Genomic DNA, 18,054 nt, shown 5'->3' with positions numbered 1-18,054 from the left:
ACCCATTTACGGTGACGGCAGACTTCTCTGAAGATGTGTCTGGCTTTGTGGCCAGCGACGTGAGTGCGAGCAATGCTAGTGTGGGGGTCGTCAGCGGAGGCCCAGAAGACTACACGCTCACAGTCACGCCTGATGGCCGTGGTGATGTGACTTTGCGTATCCCAGAGAACCGGGCGCAGGATAGTGCTGGCAACCAAAACACCGCCTCCAACGAGGTCACGGTGTTGACCATAGAAGAGATAAGTGGAATTAGGATTGAAGGCCAAGTTTTTGAAGATAATGGCTTAGGTTCTGGAGTGGCACATGATGGATTGCTTAACGGGAATGAGAAAGGGCTTGCAAGCTACAACGTAAGCATCGCATCAACATCAAACCTGGCAGATCCATTAAGTGCTACAACAACAGATAGCGAGGGAAACTGGTCGATTGAACTACCCGATACAGCTATCCGTGAATTCTTACAAATAAAGATCTCTCCGGCTTCTGGGGGTTCTTGGAGAGCTATTTCTGAAATCGTTGCTGATGGAGTTGTTGATGTTAGCAACGAAAACACCGCTGATAGAAAGATTGTGTTCAGGGCTCCCTCCAAGGGTACTTTTAAGGGCTTTCGTTTTGGGGAAGTTCGCAATCCTACATTTCAGGATAATCAGAGCGTAAGTCTGCTTGCTGGTAATCAAGCGCAACTCTCTCACCGTTATCATGCAAATACGTCAGGCAGTGTTGCGTTTGGCATCGAGAATGAAAAGCAAACTCCTCCAAGTAGCTTTGAGTATCATCTTTTGGCTGACGCAGATTGTGATCAGCTTGCAGACCGCTCTCAACAAGGGCTCAATGTGGAGGTTGAAGTAGGTGATGAGGTCTGTGTTATCGTTTTGGTTCGTAGCGGATCATCTACACCCGTACAAAGTCGCTTAACTTATGATGTGACAGCACGAACATCCTTTGAGGGAACTGAACAATCAGATTTGAGAAAGAATACAGATCAGATTGTTTTGCAAAGTACCGTATTGAAACTTTTGAAATCTGGAAGCGCGTGTAACAAATCAGGAGAAGATTGCAATGGCGGCATTGCAACTGTTTCGCCTGGCGCAATCATTGAATACGAAATCCAGTTTGCCAATCCATCGGAAGAGCAGGCTACTGACTTGAAAATTTTCGACAGAGTTCCAGATTTTACCGAACTCTTCTCACAAGTGCAGTGCCCCAGTTCCCTTCCCTCAGGTATTGGATGTGAAGTTACAAGACCAGGGACTGGAGATAATAAGAAAGGGTATGTTGGACCATTGCAGTGGACGTTTTCAGGGAACTTTCAGCCAGGAGCTGAAGGCGCCGTGAAGTTCCGTGTGAGGGTGCAATAAGCAATAATTGTTGCTGCGTTTTGAAATGCGAAAGATTTATGGCGGCCTCGTTAGCTAGTAAGTACCACCTCATAGCCAACGAGGCCTAGCAAGTACCAAAACAGTCTTAGCACTCGCATAGGAGAAGCTACAACTTTAGTAAAAGTGTTGTAGCGTGTTTTAAGCAATTATAAATCGCGGATCTTATCTGAAACTCTCCGAAAAGACGATGGACTTAAGTCTCACGATAACTGTTATCCAATAAAAATGATAATATCTTTTCGGAAGTTATGCTTTAGTTCCTGAAGACAGGTTACGGATTCAGTAGTTTTCTAGATCACAATTTTGAGTTTGTTTAGGCGAGCTACAACTAAAATTACATGCTTATACTGAATAGGATCTCTTTACTTACGTTAAGGGAATGCCGCTGTCTTTTGATCAAATTCCCAAGAGATAACTCGGTAGCTTTTCTACTTGCCCAAACCACGTTAGTTGGCGTTGCTCGTATAGCTTGTTTCACGGATTTTGTTTTGAAAGCTGGAAAACAGGCGTTTGCTTATGAAAGAATGGATGACGGCCCGCTAATAATCCCTACCAAGGAGCACTCCTAGACAACATTTTTGTTGGTGGCAGACTTCTGCAGGTCTCTATCCAGAGCTTACCGAGTGATCAGACGGAAACTATCTGCCTGTTTCCTGAAACTGCTTTTCACGCTCAGCTATTTCGGGATAGGCATCGGTGAGTAGTTTGCCTCCAACGCCGATGTTGTCGTAGGAATGCTCTTCAATATGGATGGTCAGTAGGTCTGCGCCCAGACCTGTACTTTCTTCAAAAGCTTTGGTCAGCGCGGCGACACAGGCAACCTTCTTCTCCCGAGTAAGGCGCGGTGAATAAACAACGATGTGTGGCATAGTGCATTCCTTTCCTATCCTTAGATTTGTCTGATTTGAATGCTCAGGCGCTCAGCTTATCATGAATGAGCCAGCAATAAGGGTCTTCTGCCATCATATCATGGTCCACGGCCCATGCAGCCGCTCTACACCCACCGCACTGCCACTTGAAAGAGCAAGAGGCACATCCGCCTTCACATCGCGTTTATGAAGGGTCTTGATGTGTGGGGAGTTCGACCAGATTTCGCCAAATGAAGCTTCCTTCACATTACCCAATGATAAAGGGAACATGACACATGGCGTTACGTCTCCTTCTGGAGTGATACAAGCAATACTGATCCCGGCTTGGCATCCCCCCCGACATGCAGCAACATCTGGTGTAAGGGAAGCCAATCCAGAAGAGTGCGCGGACAAATACATGTGCGGATAAGCAGCCTTTGCAACAAGCCAAGTCTGCAACAGGGTTCTTGCTGTGTTTGGTTCCAATCCTTCAGTCAGTGCTCCACGCCCGGTGGGAACAAATTGGGACAGATTGAAACCATCAACTCCAAGCTGTGCGCAAAGCTCTAACATTTCTGGTAGCAAATGCGCATTGCGGCGCATGGCTGTGAAGCAAATGTGGGTTTTAAGTCCTGCTTCCAGCGCCAGTTCAACTGCCTCTAGTGCCTTGTCAAATGAGCCTGATCCACGAATAGCATCATGGGCCTCTCGGGTTCCGTCAATACTTATCTGTAAACGGGAGAGGCGAGCCTCCTTGAGCTTCCAAGCTGTCTTTTTCGTTAAAGGATATCCGTTGGTGCTTGTGCCCACGGTCATGTTGAGACTGCGGGCATATGCGATCAGTTCTGGTAAATCACGGCGTAGTAGTGGTTCTCCGCCGGAGAAGGCAACGTCGACCACGCCAACACTGTTCATCTGCTGCAAAATCTCTTTTACGCGATTGGTGGTGTATCCCTTGTCTCCCTCCTTGTCTGCATTGGAAGAGCAATGAATGCATGACAGGTTGCAGTGATTGCTTAGGATGAAAACCACATGCAATGGATAGGAGGGTTTAAACATGATCACCTCTCAGAAAAAGGATTGCAGGATACGGCTTTCGACAGATTTCAGATCCGGGTTCATGCCGCTGGTTTCATAAAACTCTTCAACTACATGCAGATGTTGAGCGATAAACTTGCGCAATCGCTGCGAGGCATTGCAAATATCTTCATAACTGCAGCCCGTGCTTTTGTGAGTGATGGTGTCTGAAAACAAGACGGCTTCTGCTAGCGTGGCCTGAGAAAACTTTGAGTAGTCCTGAAAGTTTTTAAAGCGCGGCTCCACCCCAAAACGGGCCGGATCCTCATGAATGGGCGTGTGCGGAAACAAGATCATCGGGCTTACCCAGCGCGGAATACCGCCAACTTTCATCGTGTCCAGGATTAATCGTTCTGTATCGCAAAGGGCAGTTTCATCCTCGCCGGGCAGCCCTGCCATCCACCAAGTAAATGGTTCTACGTTTGCTCGCACGGCCTCTGAAACACTGAGTACGACCTCTTCACGGTCAAAGTGACGGTTGTTGATTTTCGCCACTTTGTAAGAACCTGTTTCAACGCCAAAATCCACGCTCGCCAACTCACAGCAGGCTGAAAGGGAGGCATAACCCTCATAGCTATAGCTTTCAGGATGCGCAAAAATGTTGAGATGGTCGGGATGAATATCTCGGCAGATCAACTCCTCACTCAGTTCAATTAACTTGGCATTCCCACCCACGAAGAAGTTGTCCTGAATGGTGAAGCGCGAAACCCCCTCCCCCATGAGTACTTCAATCTGGTCCACGATCCGTTTTGCCGAATGGAACATGAGTTTGCGGCGGCCCTGAAGGCGGCCAATTACCGGCTCAACACACCAAGCACACTGGAAGGGACATGCTCCGCGCGTGGTTGAGATCGCGCCCGCATCTGGTCGAAGAGAGCGAGGTTTAAGAACGGAGTAGCGGTAGACCGGGAGCTCATCCATGTTTTCTTGCACCTGCGGAGCCTCGTTGTTTCCTGTGCAGGTCACCACTCCAGGCACCACTTTTGTGACTTTCCCAGCCTCAGCAACTTGTTGGCAGATGGAAAGCAATGGATGTTCTGCCTCTCCTAATGACCCCATCCACACTTAAGGCATTGGAGCGGACGATCTCTTCAGCAAACATAGTGGCGTGCTGTCCGCCAATATAGACGGGCACATGCGGGAGTAGTGTTTTTGCAAGGTGAGCGACCTCAAGGGCTCCAATACTGAAATGAACCCAGTTGAGACCGATAGCTATGACGATTGGATTCTCTTTGAGGATGAATGCTTTCACATCTTCTTCATCAAAACCATAGTGTAGAGCTAAAGGAACATGGAGCCCGCGCACTTCAAAGCCGTTTGCCTCAAGCCAGGCAGCATTGGCCAGCAACCCTAGCCCAAACTGCTTGTCATCTAAACAAGGGGAAGTCTGACTAAAGGCGGTTGGAGGCTGGATGAACAAAACCCGATTACGCTGCACCATGGCTTCACTCGAACTCAATGAGATTACGCTTGTTCAGTTCCTGCAAGAAAACAAGGACGGAGCTTCTTAGAGTTTCCTCCTCTTGGTCGGTTTCTTGAGCAAGTAGTTTGCCACCCAGATGAACAACATCATCTATTTCCTTGCCATCGCACTGATCAAAAATTGCTTTGCCATTGTTGCTGACAATATGAAGCTGGTCAGTTTTGGGATGATAGAGCAGGAAGTTACCTCCCTCTTCTGTTCGGCAACGCACACCCTCAGCATGGCGTACGGTTGTAAAATGCTGGCTCATCCTTGTGCCTCCTCTTTGCGAGTTGTACCTGAGCCAAACTCTGGCAAATCCGGTTTGATCCAGCAGGTAGGATCGCCGGCATAAGCGTCGCCATACCAGGCATAGCTGGCTGCGCGGCATCCGCCACATTTTGCCTTGTGCTCACACACTGAACAGTTGCCTGAGTTGATATTGTCGCGGGAGCGGATTTTGTGTAGCTCTGCCGCACTACGCCAGATTTCTGCAAAACTTTGTTGTTTTAGATTGCCGACCGGAACGGGCAGCACCACGCAAGGGGTAACATCCCGATCAACCGTAATTCGGCAATGAGTATATCCAGCCCCGCATCCCTTGTAAGGGTCGGCTTCAGCTCCTGGCAGTAGTAAGCCGACACGGCAATCGTGCCAGTCGACGTCTATTTTGCCTTTCCACTTTTGGCCTGCCTTGATCCAGGTATCTAAAAGGGTGCCCAACTCCTGTGGTGAGGGCATTAGCTCAACACCTCCGCGCGTCGTATAGACGTACTCAGTTAGGTTGATTTTCTCTGCACCAAGACGATATGCCAACGCAATCAGATCCTGTGCTTCACTCAGGTTCGGTTTCATAGGCGTGTAGTTGACTGTCACCCGTACGCCTGCTTCAGCAAGGTGTTGTATGGCCGCACATGCTTTTTTGAAGATGCCAGGCAGACCGCGATGGCATCATGGTTTTCAGCGGTTGCTCCATCCAGACTAACGCTCACATTGGAAACTCCAAGCTCCTGAAGCCTTCTGGCTACATCCGGTGTGACGAGTATTCCATTTGTTGCAAAGGTGACCCGCATTCCTAAGGAGGTAGCGTGAGCGATAAGTTGCTCCCAATCCGGCCGCAGCAAAACCTCACCACCAGAAAGCGCAAGAATAAAGACACCAGCCTCTGCGAGCTGATCAATCAACTCTAGAGATTCCTTGAGGGGCCAGTAATCCGGACCTCGGCCGAACAAAGCATCGGAATAGCAATGAACACAGCGAGCGTTGCAATCCAATGTGGTTTCCCAAACAACATAAAGAGGAGAAGAGAGCTTCATCGCGACACCTCAAGTATGAAGGCTCAACGGCGTCGAGACGCCGTTGTCCTTTACATATTTCTGAAGATAGATCTGTGCTCAGTTAGGCAACCATCCATGCCATCGCTGAGAGTGAGCCAAGGTCTTCGATTGTAAGCGAGCCGATTGGTGCAACCTCAGTTTTATCTGGCGTGCCGACATGAATGTCGAGAGAGCTAATCCGACCGTCTGACAGGCGGAAGTTGTGCGTAAATGGGGCTTGTAGTCCTTGCCCTTTCTGATCGACGATATAGCGCATGCCACTTACGACGATATGCTCATCATTTTTTGAGTTGGCGACGTTAACCTTAGATAGGTTGGTCGAGAACAAGCCTTCTACGCCCCTGGCACGATTTTTATAAAAGCCTGCTATTTCATCTTGTTTTGCAAATTGCTTTTCGCCAATTGCATCCTTGCCTGAAATACTCAACTGTCCATCTTCGTGCCACAACTCCATAATGGCATCAGTGTCAAACTTCTCACCTTTTACGGCTAGGGCGTCCATTTTTTTGACTGCAGAAAAGTACTTCTCTATCACGCACATATTACTTAGCGGCGTAAGACTGGCTTTGCTGAGATCACGAATATCCATGATTGTATTCCTCTCTTTTACGTAATTAGCTACTAAAAGGAAGTCACACGGCTATTTAATCTCAATGTTAATTGTTCTTACTTGACGTAAATCAACGCTAAGATTTTGAACATCGCAGTAATTAAATTGTATTAATCTATGTTTGTATTGTCTTTTTTGCTTTTTCTATAAAGTGTCTATTTGTGTTGTGTTTATGAGGGCGATGAATGAGATAGGAACATCTCGTTATGTGATTTGAGCATATTTGGATTAGAAATTATACTTTGATTTTCATCCCTTCAGTAAGCCGTAGTGTGTGCCAGTTTGTGACTTAGTGGGCTATTGTCTTTTAAGCGGTGCAACGTTCCAAGGATTGATATGTAGAAAATTTTGAGTTGCGGTTGGCGCACGCCAGCCACCGACTGGAAGTCTAAATGCCCTTTGAACTAAGTGCACTGGTTGTAGAGTGCACTTAGTCAGTTACGCTTCTAGCGCCATTTTTGTGCGTGTGGATCCCAGTTAGGCGAGGATGTTGATCCCCAATCTGGTGAAAGACCATAAAGTGTCTTTAGTTCTTCATCCGATAGCCGTCTGGTTTCTCGAGCGCTGTTTATCTTCTTTTGGTCGTCATTGCTCATCATGAGACCTTGATTGATTCCAAACGGTAAATCATTGTCTGCACTGGTGTGATCTTGCCTTACGCCAGGCAGCTGATTACCGACTTGACTATTGGAGTACTCGGAAGCCGTAGTACTTTGATCTTGTAAAGAAATGTCCCCGAATGGGTTGTCGGTCTTCGATCCTTTTTGATCGTTCGCAAATGTTGGCGCACACAGGGCTAACGAGAATGCGAACATGAGCATATGCTTATTCATTCTTCCCTAATCCATACTTTTGAATATTCTTGCTTATAGGCTGGTGATCTTTGAACTCATCAGATTTAATTCGTCGATAGCTGCGTTATTTTGAAGTCATAATGATGACGATTGCCCAGCCAATCGCGAGCCTTTATCGTAAAAGATAACTCGCTGGCGTATCTGTGTGAAAACAGCCGGATGACTTCAGCAAAACTAACAGCGTGCACGACCTCATAAAAATCGACGTCATCGTCATCATCAGTCCCGTCATTTAAGTATAGAGCAACTTTGCAAGCCACCTCCCCTTCTTCGAGAGGCATCTGCATAATTCGCTCTTTCATAGATAGCCTGGTAGCTGCACTCTGATGTGGTTTTGGCTTCCATTCGTTCACATTGGTGCGCACGTAATCGTTGATATCATAAACTTCGAGTTTGGGTGAGTAGGCGGCAACGATGTAAGCGTCGCCGTAGCGCTCAACTGCCTTCTCTGCAATGTCCTCATAACTCGTTGCTTTCTCAATAAAGGTGATGTCATCACCTGCTGATGTGAGCTGAAGAATCCACTTGTCTTCATAAGGATTGACGTTTTCATCAAAGAAAACCTTCAGTGCTTGCTTGGCTTCGAACTTATTAATTGTAGAATCCGCTTCCGTGCTGAACTGAAGGCACCAATCTTCAAACTCGCTTTTGTCATACTGGGCCATTTTACAAATCTCACTACAAAGGATGAAAACAGGGCGTACGAGCAAGGCATTGGCGACATGAAAGCACGAGAGGCAGTGTTGCTGTTATTGTGAACCCGTGAGAGCATCTAGCACGAATGCAAACTTGCAAATCTTTGATTTTTAGGACCTAAAACACCGAAGGAGTTTGAATATTGGGAAGGGAGTAGTGTTTATCATTGCGGACATGTTAGTCGTCCTTTCTCGAGTTATTGCGACTGTTTTGGTTTTGAACTCAGTAAGTAATGAGGTGGTATGTGATACGTTACTGAGCGTGCTTGACAGAAGTTGAATGCCGATGCTCTGTTTGAGGCTTGCTGACGAGTTATTGCAACTGCCCTACTCGTTTTTTTTCTTATGAACGAGTAATACCTTCCCACACGGAGAGAGAAACCAAGTTAAGTTCTTGTATTCACTTGCATCAATCTTCGTGTTGGTTTCATCGTACTCCTGTGCGTTGCATAAAAATGCATGTGGTATATGAAGATGATCTAATCCCGTATCCCAGATTGCAAAAGCAGCAGGTGTTGCGGTTTGACTGACATAATAGACGTCTTCAGAACTACGGAGTTGAGAGCTGACCTGACTTAACTGGTCCTGCGAGCGTGGTTTAATACAGTCGCAGGTGAAAGCTGATAGCGTTGCATTAATCGAGCCATTATGTGGAAGTTGAGCCGAGTTGCAATGAGCGCTACCCGTTTTTTTTATTGATATTTTTTGCTACCAGTTTGTAAAATGCGGGCAAACCCATAGTTATTAGACCTTCTGATCTAAGTACATTGTAAATGTACTTCCGGTTGAGTCCAGAATTTATACTTTTGTAAACCCGATCTTTTACTAGTTTAAACTGATTTTGAGCCTCTCCCCATGCAAGTGCCATAGGTTATACCTCTTTACCGTCGATGAATACACACGTGTCTTGGATTTTCGACATTGCAAAACACAATAAGCCACAGCGCACTGAGTTTGCTTGCTCAGTGTTTTGCAGTGTCAAAAAGACTAGTAAATTGGGTGTTCAGTTCTCCTATGCGAGTTCCAAGACTGTTTTGGTACTTGCAAGTCCAGCTAGCTATGAGGTGGTACAGAATAGCTAACCGGACTTACGTAGATATAATTCTACGTAGACAAGTAAACTCTATATATCTCAAATTGAAAAAAAATGACTAGGTATATTCAATCACAATTTTCAAAAACCCTTATGAAGATCAGGTGGTTGAAGGGATTTCGCAATAAACATGTTTAGATGATTAAAGTCCATATATCTTTTAAGCCGTTGAATATATTATCAAATTTATGATGTAGCCAAAGAAAAAGAGAGTTTGGCATTTTTAATAGGTGTGCTCGCGATTATTTCCACACAACATGAAAATTATAGTTCTACTGGAATTTTGTGCATAATAACATCATATATAATTATGTATAATCTGGCTCATATGAAAATATATACATATATTTATTTTTAAATACATGATTTATGCTTTCCGGCATTCAAGTAGTTTAATATCTGAATTCACTGCAAAATAGTATGAATTTTTGCATGGATGTATGAGAAGAGGATGGAGGAATAAGATGGTACGAATTTTATAGTGTGCCATGACCAAAGCTAAATCCCAAAGGTCTTAGCTTTGCATGTGTGTTTATCCGACTTTGTTTGGGCTGTTTTGTTACAAAAGGTCTCTTTGGCAACAAAATTTGGTATCCGCGAAGATTAGATGCGGGATTATCGCGATTATGGCTCAGATTAAGTAGAGGGAAGACAGCGTATTGGGGCGGGAAGGTTTTGGATTGATTATGCTGTTTGTACATTGAAAATACGCGGCCTTATAGCCTACAATTTTCCATATTCTTTTCCAGTATCCGTGTTGGAGATGATGATTAGATGACTTGCTTTAGAGCGCTTCCTTCCTGTTCATCGCACAAGGATGCGCGCCAAAGCTACTCCCTGCTGAGACACTTCCCGAGCTAAACATGGGGACCAACTTTGCCGGGAAGAGTTTGAGTAATGAGGGCTATCTGTCCGTGCGGCTAAGTCTTTGAGAGCAAGTAACTCTCGAAGCGCAGCACATATCTAAGGTTTTCGCTATCGTGTGGTGAGCTTAGAAACCGGCCAATTGCAGCTTGCCCCGACTGTCTGTTCTGCTTCCAGGTTAGTGACAACAAACAGCCTGCTCCAAGAAAACTTAGTGCCTTGAGCCTAGGGCAGCTCTCTCATCTCAGTTACGATTTTTGAAAGACTATTTATAACCACATCTGTAATCATTTGGCCCTTTTTTGCGCTTGCAGTGTTTGCATCACCAACGACACCGCTTCCGCCAGAAATGCGTTTCATGGATCTAATGTAATCGACCGAGTTTCCTCCACTCAGTCCTGCATCATAATGCTCCCCCACTTGTTCAAACTGTAAACCTTTTGGCACTCGTTCCATCTTTATTTTCTGAGGTTGCGCTAAAAGCATCACAGAAGTCTCGAACTCGCATGCATGTCCTGTGCCGAGTTTTCCAGTATCTGAGATACTGGTCAGTTGTTCTCCTGCAGCTCTCCACCAAGCTGTAAACAGAATGCGGGCACTCTTTCCGTATTTTGCGCCGAGTTTTTCCGCAATAACTTTGCCAATAGCGTTGTTTCCACCATGGGAGTTGAGAATGAGGATGTTTTTAAAGCCGTGGTGAAGGACAGATTCGAGAATACCCAATACATAGTTCATGAATGCTTCATGAGTAACAGTGAGTGATCCTGCGAAGTCCATGTGATGATCAGAACACCCAACCTTAACACAAGGCAATGTCAGCACCTGGTCACCGAGCCTTTTGTTAAGTTCCTTTAAAAAGAACTCTCCAATGTCTGCATCAACTGAGACTGGCAGGTGAGGTCCGTGCTGCTCAATTGCAGCAACATTTAAAACAACCGGTGTTTCACGATCGAAATTGTCTAGATCGACCGTGCTTAGATCTTCCCAGTTCATATCTCACTCCTAATCACTCGTATAACTTCAGATCGACGGGTCTAGCGATGCACGGCCCACATCTCGATTTCGACCTTAAATGTTGAAAGCAGGCCGGCTTGCACTGCGGTGCGAACTGGTCGAGGTTCTGGCATATATTGCTGGTAGACAACATTGAACCTGTTCCACTCATCCAAGTCTGTTAAGAACACATTGACCTTGAACACATCGCTTAGATCGCAACCAACAGTTTGGAGCTGTTTCAGGCAGTTATCGAGAGTTACCCGTGTTTGTTCTTCAATTGTCTCTCCAATAACATTGCCCTCGTCATCAAGGGGTGCTTGGCCTGAAATCAATGCAATCTTATCTGCTTTTACGATCAAAACAGGAGAGTAAGGTCCAGCAGTTACGTGCTGGCTTGCCTCTGCAGGAAGGTGCTTTCCAATTTCCATGTGAATTTATCTCCACTTATGTGTTTACGCTCAGGATCATTTTGTCGAGAAATTCACGGCTCGCAGCCTCAGCTTTCTCTGGGTTGTTTTGCTCAATAGGCTCAGCAATTGCTTCCAATGAGCGCACCATATTGTTTCTGATGACCAGACTAACCCGGGTTTTTGGGCGTTCACCGCCATAGCGAACATCCTCACGAGCTTTGATGATCAAGTCGAAGATATGTAACAAAAAGCTGTTCTCGGTGATCTCATAAAGCAGGCGGAAAAACTGATAGACACCTTCTTTGTAGTCTAGCCAGTCTTCTGGATTGGCTACACGTTCCAGGCGCGCGCGCAGTTCTTGCTTATGTTCGGAGTTAGCATAGCGGGCCGCGGTTGCAACAACCCACGGCTCAAAGGCCGCGCGGGCTTCAACATGCTCGGCCAGATTGCCTCTGGTGATGTCTACGCCATGGTCAAAGGTTTCAACCGCACTGTCCAGCCTATCTGAAACAAAAGTGCCACTGCCAACTTTGCGCAGGATAAGTCCCTTCTCCTCAAGATCTTGCAATACCCGCTGGACTGCTCCCCGGCTGATGCCAAATTGATCGGCAAAGGAACGTTCCGTCGGCAAACGCTGACCGGGAGTAAGCTCACCATTCCTGAGTGCGTTCAGTAAATGGGTATGAAGATCGGGCGAATGTGCGCCTTGTTTCATGTCTCTTGCATTTCCTTAAATTCGTAATTCAAGAACTACTAATACAACCGTTTCTCATTTGGGATTCCATTTTGGTCGCATCAATCCAATTAATCAACCAAAATAGATCCAATGCAGGTCATTTGTGTGTATCACGATCATTTATCGACAGATACTCGGTATGGTACCTAATTAATTCTCGTTGACTTCTAGATATTTCAGTCCAATATAGGTCCAATAAATCCAATTCTGTTGCGATTCCCATTCCAGCAGTCGTCGGAGGAAGCGTTTTGCGCGTTCAATTTTCGGGAGAGACCTATGCGCAGTTTTTGCGGTCAGGCTTCTAGAATTATCGATCTAGCTTTAAACAAGATCATTATCGTCATGTTTGCAATCCTGCTTCTGGACGTTTGGTTCGCTGTTTTGGATCGCTATGTCTTCAAGTGGCAGATAATTTGGACAGAAGAAGCTGCACGCTATTTGATGGTTTGGACCATGCTTCTGGCCGTTGCGACAGCTATGTACCGAAGGCAACATGTCTTTATCTCGTTTATCTACGAGAAGGTTCCACCAAGGCAAAGACTGATACTCGCCGCCTTTATTGACCTAATAAGCATCGCTGTTTTTCTGGCAATTGCCATTTTGTCTATCAGCTTTTCCTTCAAGGCACTTGGTACGCAAACTTCAATTTTTGGAATGCCACTAACGATCCCTCATGCAGCGGTGGGCGTCTCATTCTTTCTTACAGCAGTTCAGCTCGTCCTCATGTTCATCCGTGATTTTGGCAAGCTACCTGTTCCAGAGCTTGAAGTGGACGTATCCAATAAGACCAATCAGGAGACAGACCAATGATTGTTGCATTCCTGTTCGTGGTCAGTTTGTTGATTGGTATGCCCATTGGAGTCGCAATCGGAGTTGCAACCTTTGCCGGTTACATTTCGCTGGGTGGAGGAGTTCTTGATAACAACTTCCTCGTCATGGTCCCAAGCAGAATGTTCGCAGCCCTGAACAGTTTTGCCTTTCTAGCAATGCCTTTCTTCATTCTAGCTGGCGAGATCATGAACAAAACCGGTATTACCGATCGGATCCTTTTGTTTGCTAAAGCACTTGTAGGCCATTGGCGAGGTGGTTTGGCCCACACGAACATGTTGGCTTCCCTACTCTTTGCAGGTGTTTCTGGCTCTGCAACGGCTGATGCTGCAGCTTTTGGCCGGACCCTTGTGCCTGCAATGACGCGCAATGGTTATACTCGCTCTTATGCCTGCGCAATTACAGCGGCCGGTTCTATCGTAGGCCCAACCGTACCTCCATCCAGCCTTATGGTGCTTTATGGCTCTATCATGGGAGTTTCCATTGCTGGACTGTTTGCTTCTGGTATTTTGCCAGGTGTTGTAATTACACTGTTGTGCATGGCGTTAATCGCCTTTCGCGGTAAAGCTAAGAACCTGCCGCGGGAAGACAATATCCTTAGTCTCCTTATCGTCTGGGCAGCGTTTAAACGGGCAATTCTAGCGCTCTTGATGCCTGGTATCATTTTGGGTGGTATTTTGGGTGGCATCGTTACACCAACAGAAGCTGCCGCAATTGCTGTTGCCTATGCACTTTTCATCGGGATCTTTGTTTACAAGAACCTCAAGTTTTCTGATTTGCCTGAGATTCTGGCAAGAACTGCTCGCATCAACGGCGTTGTGTTCCTCATTGTTGCCATTGCCTCCGCTCTTGGCTGGTGGCTTGGATTTGAGCGTATCCCTCAGAGCCTTGCCAAAGGCCTACTTGCCATCAGTGAGAACAAAGATCTCGTACTACTGATGCTGATTGGCATCTTGTTGGCCTTTGGCATGGTCATGGATATTGCCGCTGTTCTCATCATCATGGGTCCTGTCCTCTTGCCAATCATGGCGCATATCGGTCTAGACCCAATTCATGCAGGCATCGTCGTTGTGCTTGCACTCAACATATCTTTAATGACCCCACCTATTGGCGCATGCCTCTTCGTTCTTTCTTCTGTGACTGGCGAAAAGATCGGCGGGATCATGAAAGATCTGTGGCCCTTCCTGCTTTTGGAAGTTGCCATCCTTCTGGGCTTTGCATTCTCGCCAGATATAGCCCTCTTCATTCCGAGATTACTCGGCTTTTAAAATCTCTTGGATATTCGGGAGTTAACACCATGAGATCTTTTCGGACATTACTTGCCAGTGTTTGCATCACCGCTTTGTTGGGAGGAGTTGCCAATGCTGAGCTGATGCGTATCGGACATGATGCGCCACCAGAAGCAAAAGGGAACGTTACGCACGCTTACTCTGCTGTTCTGGGATCTGCGGTAGAAGCTGCAACCAATGGTGAAATCGATGTTGAAATCTACCCAAACAACCAGTTGGGTAGCAGTGAAGAGCGATTGCAGCAGCTTCGCGATGGCATAATTCAAGGTACAGTCGCATCACTTGGTTCATTGACCCCGGTATACCCTGATCTTGATATTTTGAACCTGCCATTTGCCTTCGATAATATGGCAGCTGTTTACAAGGTCTATGAAGGCGAATTTGGTAAAAAACTTGCCCGGGCAATTGAAGCAAAACTAGGTGACGTCATTGTTCTTGGTATTGCAGATCCAGGCGGTTTCTTTGCGCTGACAAACTCCAAAAAGCCTGTGAACACTTTGGAAGACTTCAAAGGCTTGCGCATTCGCACAATGACCGTCCCAGCTCACCAGCGTCTCATTCAGGCTCTGGGCGCAGAAGCCTATCCTCTGGCATGGAGTGAAGTTTACACTGGACTGCAGACTGGTGTTATCGATGGGCAGATGAACCCTGTTCCAACCGTTTACCGTACAAAACTTTATGAAGTGCAGAGCTCTACCAGTTTGATCAAGCACCTCTATAACCCGCTGTTTTTCCTGGTAAACAAAGACTTCTTTGAAGGGCTTACACCAGAACAGCAGGACATTATGAGAGCAGCCAGTATGGAAGCTGTTGTTGCTACCCGCGGACTAGGCCGCATCTCAGAAGCTGAAGATACCATCGACCTGAAAGAAAAGATGGATGTCAACACTCCATCTAAAGAAGAAATTGCTCGCATGCGTGAAGTCGCAGTGAGCGAGATGGATAAATACTTCGATGAAACCCTAACTGATAGCGGTAAAGCACTGCTCGCAGACTTTAAAGCAGCTATCAAAGAAGCAAATGCATCTGTCTATCTGAAATAGGCAACACATTGCATATCTGGTCGGGGTATTACCCCGGCCACATTCTCTCGTCACTATCGGTAGCCACCATGACAAAACACACAATCAAGAAGTTTGAATTCACCGAAGTCATCGTTCGTGCCAACCCTGGCGTCATTAACTCTGCTAGTTTGAACAAGCCATTGCATATGCTCCCTGTAGGAGCAAAAGGAACGTGGTCAACTCAGTTTGATGAACTGCCGAAACTCATCGTACGTATGACGCTTTCAGACGGTACCGTCGGTTACGGCGAGTTTATGAGAGATCACAACACCAAACTAGTACAAGAAATTGCAGATAGTCTTCTTGGCGTTGCAATTGAAGACTTGTGCTTGCAACAGCTGCCTATTCTTTTGTGCCGCGAGTATGATGGTTTTGAATGTGCTATCTGGGATGCTGCAGCAAAACTACAAGGTCTTCCTCTTCACAAGCTCCTTGGTGGGGCAATACAAAGCAAAGTCAAGGTCACGGCATGGTCCAGTCATAGAACATTGGACGAAGTTGGCCCATGGGTACGCCAGTACCAGGACATGGGCTTTGAAACCATAAAGTTCAAAGCTGATTTGGAAGACGATGCTGTTGGCATGTGTGAGAAGATTGCAGAACATGCCCCTAAGATGAAGGTTATCTTCGATCCAAACCAGCGCTTTGAAAACCTTGGAGAAACAAAGAAGATTGTGCGCGGTTTAGAAAAAGTCGGCAACGTGATGATCCTTGAAGATCCGATGCCAATCTGGATGCTCCAGGACTATAAGGCCCTTCGCGAATTTACCGATATCCGCATTATCCGACACATTTCTCTACCTTACATCTGGCAGGGACAGCGCCAGCATGACGTTATAAATGCACTGATCCATCAGTCTGTTGACGGCTTTAACTTCAATGGTGGGTTGGCTGCGTTCCATCGGTTGGCTCAGGTTGCTCATTGCACCAACTTCTATTTTTGGCACGGTTCAGAGGTCGATCTTGGCATTTTAGAAGCCATGTATGTCCATCAGGCTGCAGCAACCCAAAACTGTATCTGGCCAAGTGATATCTTCGGCCGCAACATCCGCTCGCATGACTTACTGAAGACCCCGCTTAAGTTCGAGCCTCCCTTCGTCAATATTCCAGAAGGGCCCGGATTGGGCGTAGAGCTTGATGAGGATGCCATCAGTCAGTTCAAGCAGTCAGAATTTATTGTCGATTAAGCCGTGTTTTGAACGCAGATTTCCAAAGCGAGCAGATCGTCTGCTTGCTTTGGCAAACATGTATGCACTTTGAAACTGGACGGACAGTGGTCTGTCTAGTGGCAACGTAGCCCACGTAGTCTCAGATGCCGTCGGGTACCAAATCTTTTTTCAAACCACAACGTTAGCTTTCAGGTCTCCTTATGCCACATGCAAACAAGACATCAATCGCATGCATTGGAGAATGCATGCTAGAGCTCGCTCCAGCTGGGAATGGCTTATTCTGGCAGTCGTTTGCTGGAGACACTTTCAATACTGCCGTTCATCTGGCCCGTCAGTTTGGCCAGGATCTGGATGTCTCTTACATCACTGGTGTAGGAGACGATCCATTCAGCCAAAAGATAACCGCTATATTTGAGAAAGAGAATATTCGCACAGACGCTCTTCAATACATTGAGGGGCGCTCTTTGGGGCTTTACATGATTGAAAATGACGCTTCAGGCGAACGTTTCTTCCAATACTGGCGCAATGCTTCTGCAGCTCGCCTAATGTTTGATGGTTGGACATCAGGTGAGATTGCAAAGCTGCTGGTTAACTACGATTGCATCTATCTTTCAGGAATTTCGCTTGCCATTTTGGATACAAAGCAGCGGCAAAGCCTGATCGAAGCACTACTCGATGTAAAACAAGACTGCCTTATTGCCTATGATCCTAACTATCGCGCATGCCTTTGGTCTGACATCGACATATCCCGCCAAATCAACAAACAGCTAGCACAACTGGCAGATATTGCTTTGATCTCTAAAGAGGATCACATCGCTTTATGGGGTGTCTCATCCTCCAGCTCGATTGCAGCCACCTGGTCCTCATGGGGGACGAGTGAGGTCATCGTGAAAGACGGGGGTAAAGAGTGCCTGATCTTAAGGGATACAGATGAACTCAGCGTATCTGCACGAAGTAACATAGTTCCAATCGATACGACAGGAGCGGGAGACGCATTTGCTGCTGGGTATGTCGGATCGCGCCTGCTAAAAGACACAATACTCGAAGCTGCAAATAAAGCGCACTCCATTGCAGCAGACGTGATTCAGCATCAGGGCGCAATTATTGCCTTAGCTAACTTCAAAGAGAAAAGCGAAGCATAATCTGCTGATCGACTGATCTTACGATAACGCTATTCGATGAAACCACGCGTTCATAGGGGCAAACCATATTTGTAGGGCCTTGAGACTAATACTGATCTGCTACAACGCCATCACAATAAGAGATTAAAGGCATTAAGCAATCTTGAGAGAAATCCAAGTGGGTGATGCAGTGATCTACGACTGGAGAATTGTCACTCAAGC

20 protein-coding genes are annotated in these 18,054 nt (G+C 46.4%); 6 read left to right on the top strand and 14 right to left on the bottom strand.

What is annotated here, in order from left to right:
* The coding region (locus JCM12308_RS28405; protein ID WP_164845355.1) for an Ig-like domain-containing protein at window positions 1-1,358 on the top strand (1,358 nt) is incomplete at its 5' end.
* 659 nt (window positions 1,359-2,017) lie between these two features.
* Here JCM12308_RS28405 and dmpI read toward each other — a convergent pair.
* The 14 genes from dmpI to JCM12308_RS24730 form a co-directional block, all read right to left on the bottom strand.
* Window positions 2,018-2,248, bottom strand: a complete 231-nt coding sequence (dmpI, locus tag JCM12308_RS24795) for a 4-oxalocrotonate tautomerase DmpI (RefSeq protein ID WP_054785421.1) — start codon at window positions 2,246-2,248, stop codon at window positions 2,018-2,020.
* 93 nt (window positions 2,249-2,341) lie between these two features.
* Entirely contained in the window at window positions 2,342-3,286 is a 945-nt protein-coding gene (locus tag JCM12308_RS24790) for a radical SAM protein (protein WP_054785420.1), read from the bottom strand.
* Window positions 3,287-3,295: 9 nt separating this feature from the next.
* The gene (locus JCM12308_RS24785) at window positions 3,296-4,099 is read right to left on the bottom strand and encodes a radical SAM protein (RefSeq protein WP_244272022.1); all 804 of its coding nucleotides are present in this window, start codon (window positions 4,097-4,099) and stop codon (window positions 3,296-3,298) included.
* Complete coding sequence (locus JCM12308_RS32600; RefSeq protein ID WP_280138422.1) at window positions 4,099-4,221, bottom strand: hypothetical protein; 123 nt, start codon at window positions 4,219-4,221, stop codon at window positions 4,099-4,101. The genes JCM12308_RS24785 and JCM12308_RS32600 overlap by 1 nt, the downstream gene beginning before the upstream one ends.
* 83 nt (window positions 4,222-4,304) lie before the next feature.
* Complete coding sequence (locus JCM12308_RS24780; RefSeq protein ID WP_054785418.1) at window positions 4,305-4,745, bottom strand: cobalamin-dependent protein; 441 nt, start codon at window positions 4,743-4,745, stop codon at window positions 4,305-4,307.
* A gap of 4 nt (window positions 4,746-4,749) precedes the next feature.
* Complete coding sequence (locus JCM12308_RS24775) at window positions 4,750-5,037, bottom strand: PqqD family protein (RefSeq protein WP_054785417.1); 288 nt, start codon at window positions 5,035-5,037, stop codon at window positions 4,750-4,752.
* On the bottom strand, window positions 5,034-5,642 hold the full coding sequence (locus tag JCM12308_RS24770) for an SPASM domain-containing protein (RefSeq protein ID WP_128647482.1): 609 nt from the start codon (window positions 5,640-5,642) through the stop codon (window positions 5,034-5,036). The genes JCM12308_RS24775 and JCM12308_RS24770 overlap by 4 nt, the downstream gene beginning before the upstream one ends.
* Complete coding sequence (locus tag JCM12308_RS24765; protein ID WP_054785415.1) at window positions 5,639-6,082, bottom strand: radical SAM protein; 444 nt, start codon at window positions 6,080-6,082, stop codon at window positions 5,639-5,641. Before JCM12308_RS24765 ends, JCM12308_RS24770 begins: the two co-directional genes overlap by 4 nt.
* A gap of 82 nt (window positions 6,083-6,164) precedes the next feature.
* Window positions 6,165-6,692: a nuclear transport factor 2 family protein gene (locus tag JCM12308_RS24760; RefSeq protein WP_054785414.1), complete on the bottom strand. Its 528-nt coding sequence runs from the start codon at window positions 6,690-6,692 to the stop codon at window positions 6,165-6,167.
* Between the two features lie 467 nt (window positions 6,693-7,159).
* Window positions 7,160-7,546, bottom strand: a complete 387-nt coding sequence (locus JCM12308_RS24755; RefSeq protein ID WP_054785413.1) for a hypothetical protein — start codon at window positions 7,544-7,546, stop codon at window positions 7,160-7,162.
* A 65-nt stretch (window positions 7,547-7,611) separates the two neighbouring features.
* Window positions 7,612-8,232 carry a hypothetical protein gene (locus JCM12308_RS24750; RefSeq protein ID WP_054785412.1) on the bottom strand — a complete coding sequence of 207 codons (621 nt, stop codon included), beginning with the start codon at window positions 8,230-8,232 and terminating at the stop codon, window positions 7,612-7,614.
* A 2,212-nt stretch (window positions 8,233-10,444) separates the two neighbouring features.
* The gene (locus JCM12308_RS24740) at window positions 10,445-11,212 is read right to left on the bottom strand and encodes a creatininase family protein (protein WP_054785410.1); all 768 of its coding nucleotides are present in this window, start codon (window positions 11,210-11,212) and stop codon (window positions 10,445-10,447) included.
* 41 nt (window positions 11,213-11,253) lie between these two features.
* Window positions 11,254-11,643 carry a RidA family protein gene (locus tag JCM12308_RS24735; RefSeq protein ID WP_054785409.1) on the bottom strand — a complete coding sequence of 130 codons (390 nt, stop codon included), beginning with the start codon at window positions 11,641-11,643 and terminating at the stop codon, window positions 11,254-11,256.
* Window positions 11,644-11,659: 16 nt separating this feature from the next.
* Window positions 11,660-12,340 carry a FadR/GntR family transcriptional regulator gene (locus tag JCM12308_RS24730; protein ID WP_083417520.1) on the bottom strand — a complete coding sequence of 227 codons (681 nt, stop codon included), beginning with the start codon at window positions 12,338-12,340 and terminating at the stop codon, window positions 11,660-11,662.
* Between the two features lie 297 nt (window positions 12,341-12,637).
* Here JCM12308_RS24730 and JCM12308_RS24725 point away from each other — a divergent pair, with 297 nt between their 5' ends.
* The 5 genes from JCM12308_RS24725 to JCM12308_RS24705 all read left to right on the top strand — a co-directional run bounded on the left by JCM12308_RS24725 (window position 12,638) and on the right by JCM12308_RS24705 (window position 17,853).
* The gene (locus JCM12308_RS24725) at window positions 12,638-13,171 is read left to right on the top strand and encodes a TRAP transporter small permease (RefSeq protein WP_054785407.1); all 534 of its coding nucleotides are present in this window, start codon (window positions 12,638-12,640) and stop codon (window positions 13,169-13,171) included.
* Entirely contained in the window at window positions 13,168-14,457 is a 1,290-nt protein-coding gene (locus JCM12308_RS24720) for a TRAP transporter large permease (protein ID WP_054785406.1), read from the top strand. The genes JCM12308_RS24725 and JCM12308_RS24720 overlap by 4 nt, the downstream gene beginning before the upstream one ends.
* Before the next feature lie 29 nt (window positions 14,458-14,486).
* Window positions 14,487-15,521 carry a DctP family TRAP transporter solute-binding subunit gene (locus tag JCM12308_RS24715; protein ID WP_054785405.1) on the top strand — a complete coding sequence of 345 codons (1,035 nt, stop codon included), beginning with the start codon at window positions 14,487-14,489 and terminating at the stop codon, window positions 15,519-15,521.
* A gap of 8 nt (window positions 15,522-15,529) precedes the next feature.
* Window positions 15,530-16,729, top strand: coding sequence for a mandelate racemase/muconate lactonizing enzyme family protein (locus JCM12308_RS24710; RefSeq protein ID WP_244272021.1), 1,200 nt, complete (start codon window positions 15,530-15,532; stop codon window positions 16,727-16,729).
* Window positions 16,730-16,911: 182 nt separating this feature from the next.
* Window positions 16,912-17,853, top strand: a complete 942-nt coding sequence (locus tag JCM12308_RS24705; RefSeq protein WP_054785403.1) for a sugar kinase — start codon at window positions 16,912-16,914, stop codon at window positions 17,851-17,853.
* The last annotated feature ends 201 nt before the right edge of the window (window positions 17,854-18,054 follow it).

The sequence above is a fragment of the Pseudovibrio denitrificans JCM 12308 genome (assembly GCF_001310815.1).
Classification (GTDB): Bacteria; Pseudomonadota; Alphaproteobacteria; order Rhizobiales; family Stappiaceae; genus Pseudovibrio; species Pseudovibrio denitrificans.
The sequence above is the reverse complement of the archived record's forward strand: the minus strand, read 5'-3'. Positions and strand labels throughout refer to the sequence as shown.

Coding starts and splice junctions, on each gene's coding strand:
- JCM12308_RS24720 (WP_054785406.1), top strand. CDS start 13,168: ATGATTGTTGCATTCCTGTTCGTGGTCAGTTTGTTGATTGGTATGCCC.
- JCM12308_RS24790 (WP_054785420.1), bottom strand. CDS start 3,286: ATGTTTAAACCCTCCTATCCATTGCATGTGGTTTTCATCCTAAGCAAT.
- JCM12308_RS24765 (WP_054785415.1), bottom strand. CDS start 6,082: ATGAAGCTCTCTTCTCCTCTTTATGTTGTTTGGGAAACCACATTGGAT.
- JCM12308_RS24760 (WP_054785414.1), bottom strand. CDS start 6,692: ATGGATATTCGTGATCTCAGCAAAGCCAGTCTTACGCCGCTAAGTAAT.
- JCM12308_RS24715 (WP_054785405.1), top strand. CDS start 14,487: ATGAGATCTTTTCGGACATTACTTGCCAGTGTTTGCATCACCGCTTTG.
- JCM12308_RS24735 (WP_054785409.1), bottom strand. CDS start 11,643: ATGGAAATTGGAAAGCACCTTCCTGCAGAGGCAAGCCAGCACGTAACT.
- JCM12308_RS24755 (WP_054785413.1), bottom strand. CDS start 7,546: ATGAATAAGCATATGCTCATGTTCGCATTCTCGTTAGCCCTGTGTGCG.
- JCM12308_RS32600 (WP_280138422.1), bottom strand. CDS start 4,221: ATGAGCTCCCGGTCTACCGCTACTCCGTTCTTAAACCTCGCTCTCTTC.
- JCM12308_RS24725 (WP_054785407.1), top strand. CDS start 12,638: ATGCGCAGTTTTTGCGGTCAGGCTTCTAGAATTATCGATCTAGCTTTA.
- dmpI (WP_054785421.1), bottom strand. CDS start 2,248: ATGCCACACATCGTTGTTTATTCACCGCGCCTTACTCGGGAGAAGAAG.
- JCM12308_RS24705 (WP_054785403.1), top strand. CDS start 16,912: ATGCCACATGCAAACAAGACATCAATCGCATGCATTGGAGAATGCATG.
- JCM12308_RS24750 (WP_054785412.1), bottom strand. CDS start 8,232: ATGGCCCAGTATGACAAAAGCGAGTTTGAAGATTGGTGCCTTCAGTTC.
- JCM12308_RS24780 (WP_054785418.1), bottom strand. CDS start 4,745: ATGGTGCAGCGTAATCGGGTTTTGTTCATCCAGCCTCCAACCGCCTTT.
- JCM12308_RS24730 (WP_083417520.1), bottom strand. CDS start 12,340: ATGAAACAAGGCGCACATTCGCCCGATCTTCATACCCATTTACTGAAC.
- JCM12308_RS24740 (WP_054785410.1), bottom strand. CDS start 11,212: ATGAACTGGGAAGATCTAAGCACGGTCGATCTAGACAATTTCGATCGT.
- JCM12308_RS24775 (WP_054785417.1), bottom strand. CDS start 5,037: ATGAGCCAGCATTTTACAACCGTACGCCATGCTGAGGGTGTGCGTTGC.